The organism is Bradyrhizobium sp. AZCC 1577 (genome assembly GCF_036924575.1).
Lineage (GTDB): Bacteria > Pseudomonadota > Alphaproteobacteria > Rhizobiales > Xanthobacteraceae > Bradyrhizobium.
Genome location: NZ_JAZHRQ010000001.1, coordinates 2,771,363 through 2,789,066 on the forward strand (window position 1 = coordinate 2,771,363; position 17,704 = coordinate 2,789,066).

Sequence of the window (17,704 nt, forward strand, 5' to 3'; positions counted from 1 at the left end):
GCATGAGCCTTGATCCCGATATCGCCGCACTGCTCGAGATGGTGCAGGCCGGCACCGAAAGCGGATCACGCATTCCGTTTCCGCAATTGACGGCCGTCCAGGCACGGGCTGATTTCGAAGCATCCTCGCCGTTGCTCGACGTCGATCCGCCGGCGCTCGCGTATGAGCGCCACCTCGCGCTGCCGACGCGCGATGGAGCCACGATCGACGCGCGGCTCTACGCGAAGCAGGAGCCGAGCCGTCGCAATCCAACACCGGTCCTGCTCTATATGCACGGCGGCGGTTTTGTCGTCGGAAGCCTGGACTCACATCAGCCATTGTGCCGCGGTCTCGCCGAAGACAGCGGCGCGGCTGTGCTGTCGGTCGGCTATCGGCTTGCGCCGGAGCACAAGTTTCCGACCGCGTTCGAGGATGCGCTCGATGCGCTGGCCTGGATCGGCCGCGAGGGACCTGCTGCGGGACTAGATGCCGGCCGCGTCGCCGTTGGCGGCGATAGCGCTGGCGGAACGCTCGCCGCGGCGCTCGCCATCGAAGCAAGGGCGAACCGAAACCTGCCGCAGCCCGTCCTCCAGGTGCTCGCCTATCCCGGCCTGAGCTCCCGGCAAACGTCTAATTCCTACGAACGATACGGCTCCGGCTATCTCCTGGAACGAAGCACCGTCGACTGGTTCTTCGGGCAGTATCTCCGCGACGATTCAGACCGCGACGATTGGCGGTTTGCGCCGCTGGCCGCGGAAGATCTCTCAGCGCTGCCCCCGGCGCTCATCGTGCTTGCCGAATACGATCCACTGGTGGACGAAGGGCGCGACTACGCGGCAAGGCTCCGCGCCGCCGGCGTTCCCGTCGATCTGCAGATCTATCCGGGCATGATCCACGAGTTCCTGCGCATGGGCAATGTCGTGGCCGATGCTCTGCAGGCGCGGGCGGCGATCGGGCAGGCGCTGGCCAGCGCCTTTCGAGCCGCAGGCGAAAGGCAGCGGCCGGGCATGGAAAGACAGAGCATATGAAGCTATGGCATATGAAGGTATGTCATAACTCCCGTCTCTCGCAGCCTCGCCGCAAGCCGTTCCCGAGCCGCACCCCATGAGCAAGAATTCACTCTCCGACTACAAGCTGTCTCGCCGCGCGCTTCTCGCAGCGGGCGCGGGCATCGGCGGCGGGGTGGTTGCAGGTGGCTGGCCGATGGCGCTTGCTCAAGCCGCACCGCAAGGAGGCCCCCGCATCGCCGCGCTCGGCTGGGCCTGCGCGCAGACGATACTGGCGCTCGGCGTCGTGCCGCTGGTTGTGCCGGAGATCGAGCGTTACAGCCGGCTCGTCGTCGAGCCGGCCGTCCCGTCAAGCGTTCAGGAGATCGGCCTGCGTTCGGAGCCAAATCTCGAACTGCTGCAGAGTTTTGCGCCTGATATTATCATCATCGATCCCAGCATCACGGCCGCAATACCCCGGCTCAAGCTGATTGCCCCGGTCGAGGTCTTTACGATTTTCAAGCCCGGCCGCCATCCGCTTGAAACAGCGCGCAGTTCGACGATGGAGCTGGCTCAGCGTCTCGGCGTGCAGGCCGCATGCGAGGCCTATCTGGCGCGCTTCGATGCCGCCATGACCGGCTACCGCGACCAGCTTCGCGGCCGCAACGACAAGCCGCTGTACCTCGTCAGCGAAATCGCGCGTAACCGTGCACTCGTGTTCGGGCCGAACAGCCTTTACCAGGAAGTCCTCAGTCAATTCGGGTTGAAGAATGCCTGGACCGGCCAGAGCGGTCCGTGGGGACATACCAGCGTTGGCCTTGAAGTGCTCGCTGCGGTTCCGGATGCGCGGCTGGTTCTGATGAGTTCGCGGGTTGCCGATATCGAAGCTTTGCTCAACGCAAGCCCGGTGCTGCGGACCTTGCCGTTCCTCCGCTCGGGGCGGCTGACGGTGCTGGGAAATCAATTCTTCTATGGCGGCGTGCCGGCGGCTGAACGCTTCGCACGCCTTCTCGCCGAACGTTTGCCGCAGGAAAACAATGAGCAAGGTTGACGCGCTGCCCGCCCGATCCGGGATCGAGATGCATCCTGCGATACTGATCGGCTTATTGTTTGCGGCGGCCGCTGCGCTGACCGTTCGGCATCTGTCGGGATATCTGCCTCGTCAACGCGTGGTTGCCGGTGCTGTGGCGTCCTGAAATCAACGATCCGCAGCAGATGCTCGTGCATTATACCGTCTTTCCGCGAATTGCGGTGGCGCTATTGGCCGGCGCAGCATTGGGCCTTGCCGGCGCTGTTTGTCAGCAGGTGCTGCGCAATCCGCTGGCCGAACCGACCACGCTCGGTGTCTCGAACGGCGCCTATCTCGCGCTGGCGGTGACGACGTTGTGGGCGCCGTCGCTGCTTGCTTTGGGCCGCGAGTGGATTGCGCTGGTCGGCGGGTTCGCTGCGTTCCTGTGCGTGTTCGGCCTCACCTGGAAACGTGCGCTATCGCCGGTCGTGCTGGTGCTGGCCGGGTTGATCGTGGGCTACTACTGCGCCGTGACGACCCAGGCCCTGGTGTTGCTCAACCATGACTACCTGATCGGCCTGTTCATCTGGGGCGCAGGCTATCTCAATCAGCAGGACTGGAGCAATGCGGCGTTCCTGGCGCCGCGGTTTCTGATTTCGTTCGTGCTGATCGCGGCGATGGTCCGCCCGCTGACCTTGCTCGGTTTCGACGACGAGACCGCGCGCAACCTCGGCCTCGGACTGACAGGCGCGCGGGTCTGCGCGCTTGGCATTGCGATCGCTCTCAGCGCTTCGGTCGTCAGCGTGGTCGGCGTATTGGGCTTTGTCGGTTTGACCGGGCCGGCTCTCGCCATGCTTGCCGGTGCGCGGCGTTTCCGCGATCGGCTGATTTGGGCGCCGCTCTGCGGCGCTGGCTTGCTGTGGCTGGCAGACGAGCTTGTGCTGCTGATTCCGCCGGGCTATCGCGAGATGCCGGCCGGCGCAGCCACGGCATTGATCGGCGCGCCCATGTTGCTGGTGCTGCTGCCGCGGCTACGGTCCGCAGCTCCAGTGGGAAACCTCACACCATCCGTTCCGCCACGTCTTGAGCATCCCTGGCGGGTGATCCTGCTTGGTCTGGCCTTGCTGTTGCTCGTGGTCTGGGTCGCACTCGCAGTCGGGGTCGGCGCCGAGGGCTGGAGCTGGAGTGGTCTCGCCGGCATCCAGGAATTCCTGCCGTGGCGCTGGCCGCGCGTGGTGTCGGCGTTGGCCGCGGGGGCCACTCTGGCGGTGGCGGGCACGCTGCTGCAACGCATGACCGGAAATCCGATGGCGGCTCCGGAGGTGATGGGGATCAGCTACGGCGCCGCGATGGGCGTGATCGTTCTTCTCTATCTCCTTCCCTCCCACACCCGCGTGGCGCAGATTGCGGGCGGCGGGATCGGAGCCTTCATCGTGCTCGGGCTGGTACTGCTGTTCAGCCGGCGGTCCGAATTCAGTCCGGAGCGTGTGCTGCTGGCCGGTGTCGCCATGAGCGCGGCTTTTGCCGCAATCGTCGCCATGGCGCTGGCGACCGGCGATCCGCGCATCGGCATGCTGCTGTCGTTGCTGACCGGCTCGCTCTATCAGATCAGTCCGGCCGAGGCCTCGGTGCTTGCCGCCGCGGCGGCCCTTTTGTTGATCATGGTGCCGATGCTATCTCGCTGGCTCGACATTCTGCCGCTCGGCTCGGCGGCCTCGCGTTCGGTTGGAATATCGATGGCGAGGAGCCGCATCATCATCATGCTGCTGACCGCATTGTTGACGGCGACCGCGACGCTGATGGTTGGGTTGCTGAGCCTGGTCGGTTTCATCGCGCCGCATATGGCGCGGATGATGGGGGCGCAGCGCGCGCTTCATCAGACGGCGCTGGCCGCGCTGATTGGAGCCATCCTGATGGTGTTTGCGGACTGGGCCGGGCGAATGGTGATATTTCCGTTCCAGATGCCGGCCGGCATTTTCGCGATGATGCTCGCCGGGCCCTATCTGCTCTGGCTGTTGCGCCCGCAGCGCGGATGAGACGGTGAAGCGCCGAATGACTTGCGATCTCACCGTGCGAAGCTGATGAGATGGCTGTGATCCGGAGACGGCATCACCGCCATCGGAATGCCGTAGATGGTTTCGAGTTCGGTAGGCGTCATGATCTTGTCCGGCGCGCCGCGCGAAATCAGCTTGCCCGAATGTAGGGCGATGATCTCGTTGCAGAAGCGTGCTGCCATGTTGACGTCATGGAGCACGACGACCACGCCGAGATTGCGCTCCCGCGCGAGCCGCTTCACCAGCGACAGCACTTCGATCTGATGGGCAATGTCGAGCGCCGACGTCGGCTCGTCGAGCAGCAGGCATTCGGCATCCTGCGCAACCAGCATGGCGATCCAGACCCGCTGGCGCTCGCCGCCTGACAATGTATCGACCAGCCGGTCCGCAAACGGCTCGATGTGGGTCAGCGCCATGGCTTCCGCAACCTTGTCGCGGTCGGTGTCGCCGAACCGGCCGAGCGCGCCATGCCAGGGATAGCGGCCGAGCGCCACCAGTTCCTTCACCAGCATGCCGGCGGCGGGCGGCGTCTGCTGGGGCAGATAGGCGACCTTGCGGGCGTATTCCCGATCGCTCCATTCGCGTAAAGCGCGGCCCACGAAACGGATCGTGCCGGATGAGCTTGGCTGTTGCCGCGCCAGCAACTTCAGCAAAGTCGATTTGCCGGAGCCGTTGTGCCCGATCAGGCCGACGACGCTGCGCGCGGGAAGCGACAGGGTGAGCGGTTCGAGCAGCGCGCGCCCCGCCACAGCGAAGGCCACCTGGTCCAGTTCGAACAAGGGCGCGGCCGCATCGGGCGCGGCTTGCGCGATTTCGGTTGGCCGAACTACATGCATGAGAAAGTGCCTGCGGGGGTAATGCGGTGCGAGGTGAATGTCGTCCCGTCGGCCTGCGGATGCGGGGACGTCATGGCTGCCGCAGGCTCCAATACGCGACCGCAAGATGCTGCTCGCGGGCGAGCTTCCGCTCGTCGCGCAGATGGTTTCGCAGCGTCTTCAGCGCCTGCGCTTCGCACGCGACCCATGCAAAGACCTCGCGATGATCCGGCCATCGCACGGCCTTGACGGCATCGACCAATAGCTGCGTCGTCCCGGCCGGACGATCGCCGCGATGCAGCCATTGGATCGATACACCGGCTGGCGCGATCAACGGAACCTCTTCAAGCCGGTCGGCGACTTCGATGAAGACTTCGCCGGTTGCCGTCGCTGGCAGCATCTCAAGAATTCGCGCAATGGCGGGAAGGGCGGTCTCGTCGCCCGCCAGCAGCAACCAGCGCGCCGGCCGAATGCCACGTCCGAGTGGACCGGCCATGCCGCAAATGGCGCCGGTTTGCGCATTGAGGGCGAAAGCCGAGCCCGGTCCGGCATGATCGTGGACCACGAAATCGATGTCGATCTCGCAAGCCTGCAGGTCGATGCGGCGGATCGTGTAGTAGCGGGTGATGGGTCTGCGGTCCGGTTCCGGCCACAGGATGCGCCCGTCGGGGGCGGGCCATGGCCATTCAGGCTTGGCGAGGCCTTCCGGCGGAAAATACAGGCGGACGTGCAGGTCATCGTCGTTCACGAAGCGGGCGATGTCGTTGCCGGTGAAGGTCAGCCGGCGCATGCGGGGTGTCAGGTCGATCGCTGCCTTCAGCCGCACCTCGCGGAAGTTGGCCAGCGTGCCGCCGTTGGATTCGTGGCCGGACCAGACGATGGTCGGCGGCTCCTCGCCGGCAAACTCGATGACGTGGGAAGCGACGACCGAGCGCAGCATTTCCAGATTGCCCTTGTCGTTGGCCTCGACGCGGATCTTGAGCGCCTCGGCCTCGACGGCCAGCGAACTGGTTCCAAACGGCAGCTTCGCCACCATCAGGCCACCTTGGTCCTCGAAGGCGATATCATGCTCGGCGAGATGATCGATCATTCGGGCAGCAAGGCTGGCGGCATCAGCAATCGGGATGCGGGTTTCGGAAACAAGCGAATCCAAAGTCATTTCTCCAGTCGGGCCTGCCCGATGCTGGCCTGCGCACGCTTCGATTTCCGGATATCGCAGCCCGACATCGAATCCATGTCGCTAGTGGATCCATGTCCTACTCGCTCGCCGGCTGCGACGCAAAGGCTCTACTACTCGCATTTTATTAAACGCGTTGCCGATCACAAATTAGAATCAATCGAAAGAGGCCGAAAAATAAGCTCTGGAAGAGCGATGCTGCCATCGTGTATTCGCATCACTCCCGCAAGGCTATTCGTATTACGACGGGCCGTGTAGGTTCGCTTCAGCTCTACTCAAGCGCGGCACTCATGATGAATCCACGAAGCGGCCTGACGGCGCAGATTCTGCATCTCCTGCGGCCCTACTGGCCGATCGTGCTGGGCGGCACCGTTCTGGGCGTTGTCGGTGGCGCCAGCGTTGCGGGACTGCTCGCGGTCGTCAATCGCGGACTTTACGCGTCGCAAGACGACGTCACAACGCTGCTGTTCGCGTTTGCGGGCCTGTGTCTCTTGATCCTGATCGGCTCGATCGGCGCCGATATCAGCGCCAACTATGTTGGGCAGCGGATCATCGCCGAGCTGCGCAAGTCGCTCGCCGCGAAAATTTTGGCCGCTCCGATCGACCAGCTCGAAATCTACCGGACGCATCGATTGATTCCGGTCCTCACTCATGACGTCGACACCATCAGCGATTTCGCGTTCTTCTTCTCCTCCTTCTTCGTGTCCGTCGTCATCACGCTTGGCTGCATGGTTTATCTGGCGGTGCTATCGTGGCCGCTTTTCCTGATCACGGGGCTGGTCATCGTTCTCGGCTCGCTCGCGCATGCCTATGCGCGAACGCGCGGCGTTCAGGGCTTCAACGTCGCCCGCGATTCGGAAGACCAATTGCAGAAGCACTACCGCGCGATCGCCGAGGGCGCGAAGGAGCTGCGCCTGAACCGTGCCCGCCGTCAGCGCGTCTATGTCGACCAGCTTCCGCGCACCGTCGACCGGATCAGCGCGGTGCAGATCAAATCGATCAACCTCTTTGTGACCGCGCGGGCGTTGGGTACGATGTTGTTTTTCGTCGTGATCGGCGTCGCGCTGACGTTGCGTCCGTTCCTCTGGCCTGACAGTCCGGCGGCCGTCTCCAGCGGCTTCGTCCTGGTGCTGCTCTATATGCGGGGGCCCATCGATCAGGTGATCGGCATCCTGCCGGCATTGGGCCGCGCCCAGGTGGCGATGAAGCGGATCGCCGAGCTTTCGGAGCAGTTCGCGACGCCCGAGCAGGGCTTGCTGGCCGCGCCCTCGGCCGCGCCGGATGGATCAGGCGGGATCGAATCGATCGAGCTCCGTGGCGTATCGTACGGCTTTCGCGCGGTGCCCGGCAGCAACCCCTTCGTTCTCGGACCGATTGACCTGCACGTCCGGCAAGGGGACATCGTTTTCATTGTCGGTGAAAACGGAAGCGGAAAAACCACGCTGATCAAATTGCTGCTGGGTCTCTACGCTCCACAGAGCGGTACGCTGCTTCGCGACGGTATGCCCGTCGTGACGGAAACGCGGGATGATTACCGGCAGCTCTTCACGACCATCTTTTCCGACTATTACCTGTTCGAAGATCTTCTGCAGGGAGCGGGAATGGTGCCTGACGTCGCGGAGCGCTATCTGGAGCGGTTGGAGGTCGCGCACAAGGTCTCGGTCGAGAACGGCGTGTTTACGACGACGGACCTGTCGACCGGTCAACGCAAGCGGCTGGCATTGATGAATGCCTGGCTCGAGGAGAGGCCGGTACTCGTGTTCGACGAGTGGGCCGCGGATCAGGACCCTGCCTTCCGGCATATCTTCTACACGGAACTGCTGCCGGACCTGAAACGTATGGGCAAGACGATCATCGTGATCTCACATGATGACCGTTATTTCGGCGTGGCAGATCATCTGGTGCGACTGCGGCACGGCAAGATTGTCGCGGGCGATGCGAAGACCCATGACATCATCAAGTCGTCATCGGTTCCAACTGACGCCTCTCTTTAGAGCTATTTTATTCTTCCGGAAGATTTGCGTCGAAGTTCAGGCTCTTTCGAGAGGCGCGCCGGGGAACGCGTGCGATGTCTTTCGCGACGCCGTTTTGTCAGATTTGTAAGAAATCTAAACTGCGTGTGCCTGCATTTCTTGTCATCCTGTACGCGAGTGCTTTACACCGCAAGGCGCGCGTCAAGATCGCGTGCTGTTTCAAGCAACCACGTTTGCGATGCGAGGGCCGGATGAACAAAGCTTCGAGCTCCGCGACTGGGCCTCGCGCATTCCCGATTGGGCCGGATTTTTCCATGACCGTCGTTCAAGACGGCGGTGGAGATATCCGCGTTGCCGTAGGCATCACGACGGTGATGCGCCTGTGTCTCGATGAACGGCTCGATCACCTGAAAATCTTGACCGCTCCCGACGATCCGCAACTGGCGATCTCGGCGGTTTCGGCGGCGGCTGAAGCCATTTTTGGATGGCGGCCGAGTCTCGACCGGCTTGTGCTGGATTCAGCCAGCGTGGAGCTTGCGCGCGAGCTGATGAACCACGGTCTCGCTCTCATGGCGGGGGCAGACCTCGTGCTGCTTCCCGAACTGATCATGCAGCGGCGGGACAATTGGCTGGTCAATGCCGGACGGCCGCCATTGCCGCAACTCCACGTCATGACGGACGGCAAGCGCCATCCGCGACGTTCGCCAAAGCCGGTGGGAAAAGTCTATGCCCGCTTCATACCCTGGCTCGCCGAAGTTATCTCCTTTCGCGTCGCCAACACGGACGGTGACCTGCATCTGCTGCACCGGTGGATGAACGATCCCCGTGTCGACGCGTTCTGGAACGAAGCGGGCGATCTCGAAAAGCATCGGCGTTATCTCTCCGGTATCCTGGCGGACCCGCACATGCTGCCGCTCATCGGCTGCTTCGACGACGAGCCGTTTGGCTATTTCGAGCTCTACTGGGCCAAGGAGAATCGTATCGCGCCGTTCTACGATGCCGACGATTACGATCGCGGCTGGCATGTCGTCGTCGGCGAGGACGCCTATCGCGGGCGCCGCTATATCAGCGCCTGGCTGCCATCACTGATGCACTACATGTTCCTGGACGACTGTCGAACACAACGAATCGTCGGCGAGCCGGCGGCGGCGCATGCGCAGCAACTCCGCAATCTGGAAGTCTCGGGATTCGCAAAGATCAAAAACTTCGATTTTCCGCACAAGCGGGCCACGCTCGTGATGCTGTTGCGCGAACGCTTCTTTGGTGACCGGCTGTGGCTGCCGGCAGCTACCAGCCCGGCGACCACGTCCTAACGCCCGAACGGAGCGCAGCTCATGTCTCACCAGTTTGCGATCGAGCACGACGTTATCGGCGTCGGATTCGGGCCGTCCAATCTTGCGCTTGCGATCGCATTGGATGAATCCGCCAGAAGATCACGTCTGAAATGCGCCGCTCTGTTCGTGGAGAAGCAGCCGCAATTCACCTGGCACGGCGGCATGCTGCTTCCAGGCAGCGACATGCAGATCTCGTTTCTCAAGGACCTCGTTTCGTTGCGTGATCCGACCAGTCCGTTCACGTTCGTGAACTATCTGCACAAGCGCGGCCGTTTGCAGGATTTCATCAACTGCCGAACGTTCTATCCGAGCCGGATTGAATTCAACGACTATCTGCGGTGGGTAGCAGCCCAGTTCAAGTCTCAGGCGGCTTACGGCGAGACCATCGTCGCCATCAAGCCGGTGACGGTCGGGCAGTCGGTGACGTCCTTGCGCGTTCATTCACGGACACTCGCCGGCGGGGAAACGGTGCGGCTTGCAAGGAACCTGGTGGTCGCGGTGGGAGGGCGACCGTATATCCCACAAGTGTTTGCAGAGATCGCCGATGATCCGAGATTATTGCATTCCAGCCGCTATCTCGACACGGTCGATGACATCGGCCTCATTGGAAAGGCCGCGCGCGTGGCCGTGGTCGGGGGAGGGCAGAGCGCGACCGAGGTGACGGTCGACCTTCGCGGACGATTTCCGGACGCGAGCATTGATCTGATCTTTCGCGGCCATGCCTTGAAGCCGTCCGACAGCAGCCCGTTCGTCAACGAGATTTTCAATCCTGATTACACCGATTTCATCTATGCGCAGCCCGCCGAGCGGCGAGACGCGATCGTTCGCAACTTCCGGAACACGAACTATGCGGTGGTCGATGCCGACCTCCTGGATCAGTTGTATCGATTGCTCTACCAGCAGCGCGTCAGCGGCACGACAGGGATCGCGTTGCATCCGCGTAGCGAAATAGTGAGTATCGATGCCGCACCTGAAGGCATCGAGATCGGCACAGTTGACAAGTTCGGCGGTGCAAAGCGCCGATCCACCTACGATGCCGTCATCCTGGCGACGGGCTATGACCGGGAGACGCCGCACGCGTTTCTGGAGCCGATCCAGCGCTACATTCGCGACACCGTCTTGGACCGCAACTACAAGCTCGTCACCACCCCGGCGTTTCGGCCGCAAATCCATCTGCAGGGATATTCGGAGGCCTCTCACGGCCTGAGCGACACGCTGCTCTCCGTTCTTGCCACGCGCTCGCAGGAAATCGCAGAATCGCTGCTTTCGACGATTTCACGCCGCGAGCTCATCGCGTAGGGCGTCAGATGGCGGGCGCGATGAGCCGCCACTGCGCGGCTGATCCAAGCGCGGCCGGCACCGACAGCACGGCAGGTGACGGGCCTGCGTCGACGATCACGGTGTTCGGAGCTATCGTGAATCCGAGGGCGGCCGCCTTCAGCAAGGCTTCCTTGAGGGTCCAGTAGCGAAGAAAGAGCCGGGACCGAAGCGCCGCGGGAGCGTTCCGAAGAACCTCCCGCTCTTCGGCCGCCAGGACGATTTCGGCGACCGAATCCATATCGGCGATTTCCCGCCGCGGTTCGATATCGACGCCGATCGGCATGCGGGCCGCTGCAACGGCGACAGAGCCCCTCGCGTGGCTCAGGCTGAAGTCGATCTCCACTGGACCAGCAACGAGCATGGGCTTGCCATGCTCCGATGGTTGAAACCGCAGCGCTTCGGCCGGTTGACCGACAAGCCCGCCAAGCATGAGGCGAACGCCCGCATGCGCAGCCAGATAGCTCATTCGATCTTCGATGTGCAGAAATCGCCCCATGCGATCGGTCTCATCGGCATCGAGCACCTTCGCAGCTCGCTCGACGCTGAGCATGCCGGGTTCGCCGGCAGCGATCTCCTGCGATGGAGGTATCGCTGCCAGCCAGAAAAGAATTTCTTCCGGTTCCAACGGCCCGACCGGCCTCGTGATATCCGCATCGCCCAAGCATCGCACCCGCAATTGATCCTGCGGAGTCGCGCATTTCACGGCGATCGACCACGCGAGTGAGACGCTTGCATGCGCCATTGAAAGCGATGCGGCAAATGGTCCTTGTCGAGCCTTCAGGGAGTTGGCCATGTCCACGGGCTTATCGACCAATGTGCAACCGTCTGCAACCCCCGGGTGTATACAGGCCGTGTCGAGGTGATCTGACTTAGAATCCATCTAACTGAGACAAGCCGAGATCGCGTGCGCTTGCGGTACTGATAGATTCATTCTCAATCGCATCGGCAGATATTCAACGTGGAACCGGTCATGATAAAATCCGTCCCTCTCGAGCAGCATATCGATGGCTATCTGCCGGAGCGAATTGCAACCATACTGGTTCGCAGTCACCACGCGGGGCTCGTCAGCAAGGAACCATCCACGCGCATCAACTACCTTCTCGAGATTGCGTCGCTCCATACCAGGGGCGAACTCCTTGGGCAGCCTGGCCTTGGGCGCCTGAGCTTGCAGCGGATCGAGAAGTGGATGGATTTTCATGGCCGCCGCCTTCGGCGCAACGATGAGAGTCTGGATAGCGTGATCTGCCGATTTGGCTTTCGGCACGCTTTGCTCGAGAAAAAGGCCAGCCGGTTCGCGCCCAGATCGGTCATCTCGTCCGAGGACAGAGACAAGATCTTGCGCGAGTTCGGTTCATACGGCGAGCGTGAAGATATCCGGCGGCCGGAACGGCGGATCGCAGTGAGCCATGATACTTGATGCAAGGGTGCCGCGCGTTCGCTACCCGTCTACGTCTCATCCGCAAAGCCGAAATATTCGAGCCGTTTTGAACGCGCCTTGAGTGAAACTCAACGCGCGTATTCTGAACCTGCCTTCATCGCAGTCTTCTTCGCGGCGGGCTTCTTCGGCGCTTGCTGGCCACGCGCATTGTTCAGCCAGGCGACGAAGGCGGTCAGGGCGGGATCGTCAGCCATACGCTGCTCGTATTCGAGCACGAACTGCCGGCGCGTCGGGCGAACGGTTGGATGGGCCTTGACGAGATTGCCGCGTGCGAGGTCGGGCGCGAGAAGGCCGTCGATGGCGATGGCGACGCCCATGCCGGCGGCGGCGGCTTCAATGGTCAGGCCGAGGCTTTCGAAGCTGCTGCCGCCCTGCACGGGCACGTCGGCGAATTGCGCGTGATCGAGCCACCGCCGCCAATCGTCCGGGCGCGGCCGCGCATGCAGGAGAGGAACGGTTGCGAAATCCACGGCGCCGCTCGTCATGAATTGCGGCGCGCAGACCGGCACGGTCGCAATCGGCATCAATGGATGGGTGACGAGCCCGGCGCGAGGCTGTCCGTCCGAGACGGCGATCACCGCATCGTAACGGCTGGCGAGAAGGTCGAGCGGATTGGAGCTCGTGTGCAGGTCGACTTCCAGATCGGGATAGGCCGCATTGAGCGTGGGCCAGATCGGCAGCAGGAAGCGCGAGACGAAGAAGCCGTAGACCCCGACCGAAAGCCGCCTGAAACGCCGCAACCGCAGGCCGTCGGCGGCATCTGCGATCCGGTCCAATGCTTCGCGGGCGGAATCGGCGAAGGTCTTGCCTGCGGAGGTGAGAACCAGGCCGCGCGAGCCGCGCAGAAAGAGCGCGGTCCCCATTCGCGCTTCCAGGGCGCGCACGTGCCGGCTCACGGCGCCGACGGTCACGTTCAGTTCGTCGGCGGCCCGGGTGATCGACAAATGCCGTGCAGCGGCCTCGAACGCCCGCACCGCATGCAAGGGAGGAAGTCGTCGTGATGCCATCGCGGGAGCTTAGTTCAAAAGGAACGGCCGGCAAACGGGGGAACCGCAGCGTTGAGTCTGGCTCAAGCCCCCGACCCAAGAAGTCGTTTGCACGGACGCTCCCCGGCTCATACGCCGATATTTTCCGCAAGTTTCGTCCAGGCCGGTGCGGCCCGGGCGGGCGGAGCCGAGGGAGATGCCCATGACCATTCATGTCGATCTGACCGGCCGCGAGGCGGCAGCCCGGCGCTCCAGAGCACTGGCGCCGACCTGTCGCGGGCTGAACTATTATTCGCTCGACCAAAGCCTGCGCGACCTCTTGCCCCATTACATGGAGGCATCACTGCTGGCGCATCTCGCGCCGCACCTTTCGGAACTCGGCGAACTCGCCGGAGGCCGGCTGCATGACCTGTCTGATAAGGCCGAGCGCCATCAGCCGGTGCTGCACCCGCGCGACGGCTATGGCCGCGACGAGGAGTGGGTCGAGTATCACCCGGCGTATCGCGAGATGGAAAGCATCGCGTTCGAAAAATTCGGCATGCACGCGATGTGCAATCGCGGTGGCGTCTTGGGTTGGCCATCGCCGATGCCGCCGATCGCAAAATACGTATTCCATTATTTGTTTGCGCAAGCCGAGTTCGGCCTGCTTTGCCCGGTCAACCTCACCGACAGTTCTTCGGAGCTGGTGCGCCGTTTCGGCACGGATGAGCTGCGCCAGCGATATCTCGAACGGATGTGGAGTCAGGATCCTGCCGCGCTGCTCAAGTGCGCGCAGTTCATGACCGAGAAAACCGGCGGCTCCGATGTGGGCGCCGGCGAACTCGCTGCTGTCAGCGATGGCCAGGATTGGAAGCTGTGGGGTGAAAAGTGGTTCTGCTCGAACGTCGACGCTGAACTGGCCGTGTTGCTGGCCCGGCCCGAGGGCGCGGTGGCCGGCGGCCGCGGGCTCGGCCTGTTCCTGATGCCAAAAGTGCTTCCCGATGGACGGCGGAATTCGTACCGGATCCTGCGGTTGAAGGACAAGCTCGGCAGCCGCACCATGGCAAGCGGCGAGATCGTGTTCGAGGGCGCCACAGCGTACCAGCTCGGCGAGCTCGATCAGGGCCTCAAGCACATGCTTGTGATGGTGAATTCGAGCCGGGTGTCGCACCTTGCGCGCGCGGCCGGCATGATGCGGCGATGCCTCAATGAGGCGATGATCGCTGCCCGGCATCGCAGCGCGTTCGGGCGCGCGGTGATCGACCATCCGCTGATGCGCCGGCAGTTGCTCAAGCTGATGGTCCCGACCGAGCAGGCGCTGTCGGCGCTACTGTACGCGGCAACCGCGCCCGACAGGGTGCTGCGGCTGCTGACGCCGATCGCAAAATACCGGGCGTGCCGGGACAACGTCACGGTCGCCACGGGTGCGATGGAGGCCCGTGGCGGCAATGGCTACATCGAGGACTGGCCGAACGCGCGGCTGGTTCGCGATGCCCACCTCGGCCTGTTGTGGGAGGGCACCAGCAACATCAACGCGCTCGATGCGGTCCAGCGCGCGGTCGGAAAGGCGCGGGGCCACGAAGCGTTGCGCGACGATCTCGGCCGCCGGTTGGACGACACGGCCGGGATGCCGGGTCAGTTTCGGACGCGCCTTTCCGGCGCGCTGACGGATGCGATGCGGTTTGCGGAAGAGGTTGGGGCGGATCCCGAGAACGAGCGTTTTTGCAGGATCGCCGCCGGAAAGCTCTACCACGCCACGACGGCCGCGCTATTGGCGTCCCAAGGTACGCGCCTCGGCAACGACGGCGGCGACGCACGCCGCCTGCTGCTTTCGCGTTTTGTGCTCGAGCATCGCTTGGCCGAACATTCGTCGACCAATCTGCAGGCGCAGCATTGGGAGAACGCAGCGATCGATTTGCTGCTCGGCGATGCGCCGGTCTCGCTGCGCGAGGCTGCCGCGCTGGTGCAGGGATAGGTCATGGACATCGCTCACCAACGTGAACTCGCCCGCCTGCTCGCGACGCTGCGCCGTGAACGACGACCGCAGAGCGGCCTCGATCAACGGCTGGTGCCGCCCGACAAGGCGACAGCCTATCGCGTCGCCGGCATGGTCGCGGAAGAACTGGGCTGGGAGGTCGTCGGCTGGAAGATCGCCGGCATGAAGGAGGGGCTGCAGCGTCAGCTTCGCACGGACTCGCCGATCTATGGCCGCGTGTTCGCACCGATCATGGAATCGCCGGCCAGTGTCGAGCACGCCAAACTCTGCAGCCCGATTCCCGAAGTCGAGTATCAGGCGCGCTTGGGCGTCGATCTGCCGCCGCGCGAAAAGTCCTACACGCTGGCTGAGGTCACCGAGGCGGTCGTGTCGCTGCATACGGGAATCGAACTCGCCGAATGCCGCTTCGTCCACGACGCCGCGTTTCCGCCGCTGCCCGCGATCCTCGCCGATGGCGCGGGAAGCGGCATCATCGTCTGCGGCGCCGCGATCCCCGATTGGAAGACGCGCGACATCGCCGGGCAGGAAGTGTCGTTGACCTGCAACGGCATGCTGCGCCGAAAGGGCACGGCGGGGGAGGCGCTCGACCATCCCATGGTGCCGCTCACCTGGCTCGCCAACGAGCTCTCGCGCACCGGCATCGGAATGAAGGCGGGACAGACCGTCAGCACGGGAACGCTGACAGGCATGTTGCGGCCGAAGCCCGGTGAGACCTATGTCGCGGATTTCGGCCCGTTCGGGAGCGTTACGGCGACGTATGCGTGACGAGCGGCGGCAAGGCCGATCTCACTTGCCTTGTTCGGGAAGGTCGCCAAGGAGATTCGACAGCCTGACCGCAAGCTTTCGCAGCCGGACATTCTCCTCGAGCAGCAGCCCGAGATCGCCGTTTTCCTGCTGCCGCGCGCCATCTCTGCGAAGTCCGTCGGCTTCGTCGAGCAGGGGCGATAGCGCGGCAAGCAGGGCGTCGCCTCGAAGCGGCGCGTCGCGCGCTTGAAGCTCGTACTTGCCCTGACGCAGCGGCACGACGTTGTCGCGATGTCCGGCGTCCCGAAATGCATCGACGCCGGCCTGTCTGGCACGCGGTGAATGTTCGGTACTCATGACAATTTCCTGATCACAAGGTGGCACAGTCGCCTTTTCAGCGACCAACTTTCCATTGAGTCCGGGGCAAATTTGCGTCGGAAAGGCAACGGCGAAAAGGCTCGCCAGATAGTTCATGCGTCGTTCGAGTCACACGGCAGATCGGATTAGGCCCAATTTTTGACGTACCGCCGGCCTTTCTGGCGTCTCGGGGTGGGCTGGGGGAGCAAACCACCTTAGGGGCGTACCGATGACGGATTTCCTGACCAATGCGGAGCACTGGCGCAAGCGCGCGGAACGGACGAGGGAGCTAGCTGCGGTTGCCGTCAAGGATCAGGGGCGCCTGCTCAAGGTAGCGGAAGAATACGATCGCTTGGCGGCGCTCGCCGAACAGCGGCGAAGCGCGCCGGTTCCGGCGGGCTCCTACGTTCCGGCAAGCCGGCCCGAATAAACCCTTCAATCGAGAAACCGTCGCAAGAGGCGGGCATTTTCCGCTTCGTCATCGCGGCGGAGAAACGCGCCGCCATACGCCAGATGTGTGACCTCTAAAACACAACCGCCGAGCAACGTTCAAGCCATTGTGATCGCGCGATTGCGGTCGAATCAACGAATCGCCTAGACCGTTAGCGGGGCTGGGAAGCGGAGAGTTAGTATGAGAGTCGCTTCCTTAGAAAGTGTACTGACGGCGGCCACGCTGGTATTGGCCATCGTCATCGTGCTGTGGGGAATCAAGATTTTCCACGGTGTGTGAACAGGCGAGCTGGCGTCGAACTAGAGACCTCCGGTCAAGAAGAGGCTCGCGACCAAGGCAGAGGCAAAGGCGTCACTTCCGCGGCGGCGGAGGCCTTTTTGCTCCTGGTTGCCCGACGCATGGTTCGCCGGAGGCTTGTCCCTTCCGACGCGTATCGAGTTTGATTTACGGCCTGGCGCGATTCCGCACGGGCCGCGAGAGGCATTGGTTTCAAATTCCGCATGCATTTTGGCTATTATCTGATGATCGCAGCCCTCGTTCTCATGGGGCTTGAGGTTCTTTACGCGCTCTATCAATTGTCGACGTTTCTCTAAATCGCACGCGCAGGCTGCAGGTTTGCCCCGCGCGGGCCTTACGGTTTGCCGCAATCACGCCGCTTTAGCGCCGGGGTCGTCTCCGCACGATTCCAATTTTAGTCGCAAATTTGCCTGCCGACTCACCTCATTCTCCGCGCGCGAGACAGGGTGACTGGGGGCACGTTCCGCTTTTTAAAATTGGAGTATCAATCATGCGAGTAGACCATCCGCAGCTTAATAAGCGAGACCGCCGCGCTGAACCTTCATTTTGGGTTGAGGAACCGACCGACGACGCTCTTTCACTGCTTGAGAATGCCCTGCGCGGGGACGAGCCCGCCCTTCGTCGAAACGAACAGGCCGACGAAGCCCATGCGCTGATCGAGGAGAATGCCAGGCTTCGGGAGCTTTTGTCCCAGCTTTCGGACCTGATCCGCAAAAACGGCGTCCACACGCGCTAGACTAGCGCCCACGATCTGATTTCGGCCCCGCCCCGGCACGAGTGGTTCGACCGCTGCCGGGGCGGGGCCGTAT

18 protein-coding genes are annotated in these 17,704 nt (G+C 63.0%); 13 read left to right on the forward strand and 5 right to left on the reverse strand.

Features of this window, described 5'->3' with window-relative positions:
* Positions 1–2: 2 nt before the first annotated feature.
* From V1278_RS12910 to fhuB, 4 genes are all read left to right on the forward strand, one after another.
* Positions 3–1,007 (forward strand): alpha/beta hydrolase, encoded by a 1,005-nt coding sequence (locus tag V1278_RS12910; RefSeq protein WP_334380987.1) that lies wholly within the window; start codon positions 3–5, stop codon positions 1,005–1,007.
* 76 nt (positions 1,008–1,083) lie between these two features.
* Positions 1,084–2,016: an ABC transporter substrate-binding protein gene (locus V1278_RS12915; protein ID WP_334380988.1), complete on the forward strand. Its 933-nt coding sequence runs from the start codon at positions 1,084–1,086 to the stop codon at positions 2,014–2,016.
* Positions 2,003–2,161: a hypothetical protein gene (locus V1278_RS12920; protein ID WP_334380989.1), complete on the forward strand. Its 159-nt coding sequence runs from the start codon at positions 2,003–2,005 to the stop codon at positions 2,159–2,161. Before V1278_RS12915 ends, V1278_RS12920 begins: the two co-directional genes overlap by 14 nt.
* A 25-nt stretch (positions 2,162–2,186) precedes the next feature.
* Complete coding sequence (gene fhuB / locus V1278_RS12925; RefSeq protein ID WP_334380990.1) at positions 2,187–4,010, forward strand: Fe(3+)-hydroxamate ABC transporter permease FhuB; 1,824 nt, start codon at positions 2,187–2,189, stop codon at positions 4,008–4,010.
* A gap of 29 nt (positions 4,011–4,039) precedes the next feature.
* Here the strand turns inward: fhuB and V1278_RS12930 are convergent, their stop codons facing one another.
* Entirely contained in the window at positions 4,040–4,864 is an 825-nt protein-coding gene (locus V1278_RS12930; RefSeq protein WP_334380991.1) for an ATP-binding cassette domain-containing protein, read from the reverse strand.
* 70 nt (positions 4,865–4,934) lie between these two features.
* Entirely contained in the window at positions 4,935–5,996 is a 1,062-nt protein-coding gene (locus V1278_RS12935; protein WP_334380992.1) for a siderophore-interacting protein, read from the reverse strand.
* A 317-nt stretch (positions 5,997–6,313) separates the two neighbouring features.
* Here V1278_RS12935 and V1278_RS12940 point away from each other — a divergent pair, with 317 nt between their 5' ends.
* The 3 genes from V1278_RS12940 to V1278_RS12950 all read left to right on the forward strand — a co-directional run bounded on the left by V1278_RS12940 (position 6,314) and on the right by V1278_RS12950 (position 10,626).
* Positions 6,314–8,014, forward strand: coding sequence for a cyclic peptide export ABC transporter (locus V1278_RS12940; protein ID WP_334380993.1), 1,701 nt, complete (start codon positions 6,314–6,316; stop codon positions 8,012–8,014).
* Between the two features lie 293 nt (positions 8,015–8,307).
* Positions 8,308–9,306, forward strand: a complete 999-nt coding sequence (locus V1278_RS12945) for a GNAT family N-acetyltransferase (RefSeq protein ID WP_334380994.1) — start codon at positions 8,308–8,310, stop codon at positions 9,304–9,306.
* A gap of 21 nt (positions 9,307–9,327) precedes the next feature.
* Positions 9,328–10,626, forward strand: a complete 1,299-nt coding sequence (locus V1278_RS12950) for a lysine N(6)-hydroxylase/L-ornithine N(5)-oxygenase family protein (protein WP_334380995.1) — start codon at positions 9,328–9,330, stop codon at positions 10,624–10,626.
* 4 nt (positions 10,627–10,630) lie between these two features.
* Here V1278_RS12950 and V1278_RS36935 read toward each other — a convergent pair whose 3' ends face one another.
* Positions 10,631–11,143, reverse strand: a complete 513-nt coding sequence (locus V1278_RS36935) for a 4'-phosphopantetheinyl transferase family protein (RefSeq protein WP_442893768.1) — start codon at positions 11,141–11,143, stop codon at positions 10,631–10,633.
* Here V1278_RS36935 and V1278_RS12960 point away from each other — a divergent pair.
* A complete protein-coding gene (locus tag V1278_RS12960) occupies positions 11,030–11,371 on the forward strand; it encodes a hypothetical protein (RefSeq protein ID WP_334380997.1) in 342 nt (113 codons plus the stop codon). The genes V1278_RS36935 and V1278_RS12960 overlap by 114 nt on opposite strands.
* A 234-nt stretch (positions 11,372–11,605) precedes the next feature.
* On the forward strand, positions 11,606–12,064 hold the full coding sequence (locus V1278_RS12965; protein WP_334380998.1) for a hypothetical protein: 459 nt from the start codon (positions 11,606–11,608) through the stop codon (positions 12,062–12,064).
* Positions 12,065–12,153: 89 nt separating this feature from the next.
* Here V1278_RS12965 and V1278_RS12970 read toward each other — a convergent pair whose 3' ends face one another.
* Positions 12,154–13,092: a LysR substrate-binding domain-containing protein gene (locus V1278_RS12970; RefSeq protein WP_334380999.1), complete on the reverse strand. Its 939-nt coding sequence runs from the start codon at positions 13,090–13,092 to the stop codon at positions 12,154–12,156.
* Between the two features lie 181 nt (positions 13,093–13,273).
* On the opposite strand from V1278_RS12970, the gene V1278_RS12975 reads away from it, so the two are divergent.
* Both V1278_RS12975 and V1278_RS12980 read left to right on the forward strand, forming a co-directional pair.
* The gene (locus V1278_RS12975) at positions 13,274–15,025 is read left to right on the forward strand and encodes an acyl-CoA dehydrogenase family protein (RefSeq protein WP_334364255.1); all 1,752 of its coding nucleotides are present in this window, start codon (positions 13,274–13,276) and stop codon (positions 15,023–15,025) included.
* Between the two features lie 3 nt (positions 15,026–15,028).
* A complete protein-coding gene (locus V1278_RS12980; RefSeq protein WP_334364254.1) occupies positions 15,029–15,811 on the forward strand; it encodes a 2-keto-4-pentenoate hydratase in 783 nt (260 codons plus the stop codon).
* A gap of 21 nt (positions 15,812–15,832) precedes the next feature.
* On the opposite strand, the gene V1278_RS12985 is transcribed toward V1278_RS12980, so the two are convergent.
* The gene (locus V1278_RS12985; protein ID WP_334381000.1) at positions 15,833–16,264 is read right to left on the reverse strand and encodes a hypothetical protein; all 432 of its coding nucleotides are present in this window, start codon (positions 16,262–16,264) and stop codon (positions 15,833–15,835) included.
* 112 nt (positions 16,265–16,376) lie between these two features.
* On the opposite strand from V1278_RS12985, the gene V1278_RS12990 reads away from it, so the two are divergent.
* A complete protein-coding gene (locus V1278_RS12990) occupies positions 16,377–16,577 on the forward strand; it encodes a hypothetical protein (protein WP_334364252.1) in 201 nt (66 codons plus the stop codon).
* 808 nt (positions 16,578–17,385) lie between these two features.
* Positions 17,386–17,631 carry a hypothetical protein gene (locus tag V1278_RS12995; RefSeq protein ID WP_334364251.1) on the forward strand — a complete coding sequence of 82 codons (246 nt, stop codon included), beginning with the start codon at positions 17,386–17,388 and terminating at the stop codon, positions 17,629–17,631.
* The last annotated feature ends 73 nt before the right edge of the window (positions 17,632–17,704 follow it).

Bases quoted from the DNA above. Each gene is read 5' to 3' on its own strand.
- V1278_RS12940 (WP_334380993.1), top strand. From the start codon at position 6,314: ATGAATCCACGAAGCGGCCTGACGGCGCAGATTCTGCATCTCCTGCGG.
- V1278_RS12985 (WP_334381000.1), bottom strand. From the start codon at position 16,264: ATGAACTATCTGGCGAGCCTTTTCGCCGTTGCCTTTCCGACGCAAATT.
- V1278_RS12945 (WP_334380994.1), top strand. From the start codon at position 8,308: ATGACCGTCGTTCAAGACGGCGGTGGAGATATCCGCGTTGCCGTAGGC.
- V1278_RS36935 (WP_442893768.1), bottom strand. From the start codon at position 11,143: ATGGGGCGATTTCTGCACATCGAAGATCGAATGAGCTATCTGGCTGCG.
- V1278_RS12950 (WP_334380995.1), top strand. From the start codon at position 9,328: ATGTCTCACCAGTTTGCGATCGAGCACGACGTTATCGGCGTCGGATTC.
- V1278_RS12970 (WP_334380999.1), bottom strand. From the start codon at position 13,092: ATGGCATCACGACGACTTCCTCCCTTGCATGCGGTGCGGGCGTTCGAG.
- V1278_RS12915 (WP_334380988.1), top strand. From the start codon at position 1,084: ATGAGCAAGAATTCACTCTCCGACTACAAGCTGTCTCGCCGCGCGCTT.
- V1278_RS12990 (WP_334364252.1), top strand. From the start codon at position 16,377: ATGACGGATTTCCTGACCAATGCGGAGCACTGGCGCAAGCGCGCGGAA.
- V1278_RS12930 (WP_334380991.1), bottom strand. From the start codon at position 4,864: ATGCATGTAGTTCGGCCAACCGAAATCGCGCAAGCCGCGCCCGATGCG.
- V1278_RS12920 (WP_334380989.1), top strand. From the start codon at position 2,003: ATGAGCAAGGTTGACGCGCTGCCCGCCCGATCCGGGATCGAGATGCAT.
- V1278_RS12980 (WP_334364254.1), top strand. From the start codon at position 15,029: ATGGACATCGCTCACCAACGTGAACTCGCCCGCCTGCTCGCGACGCTG.
- V1278_RS12910 (WP_334380987.1), top strand. From the start codon at position 3: ATGAGCCTTGATCCCGATATCGCCGCACTGCTCGAGATGGTGCAGGCC.
- V1278_RS12975 (WP_334364255.1), top strand. From the start codon at position 13,274: ATGACCATTCATGTCGATCTGACCGGCCGCGAGGCGGCAGCCCGGCGC.
- V1278_RS12995 (WP_334364251.1), top strand. From the start codon at position 17,386: ATGCGAGTAGACCATCCGCAGCTTAATAAGCGAGACCGCCGCGCTGAA.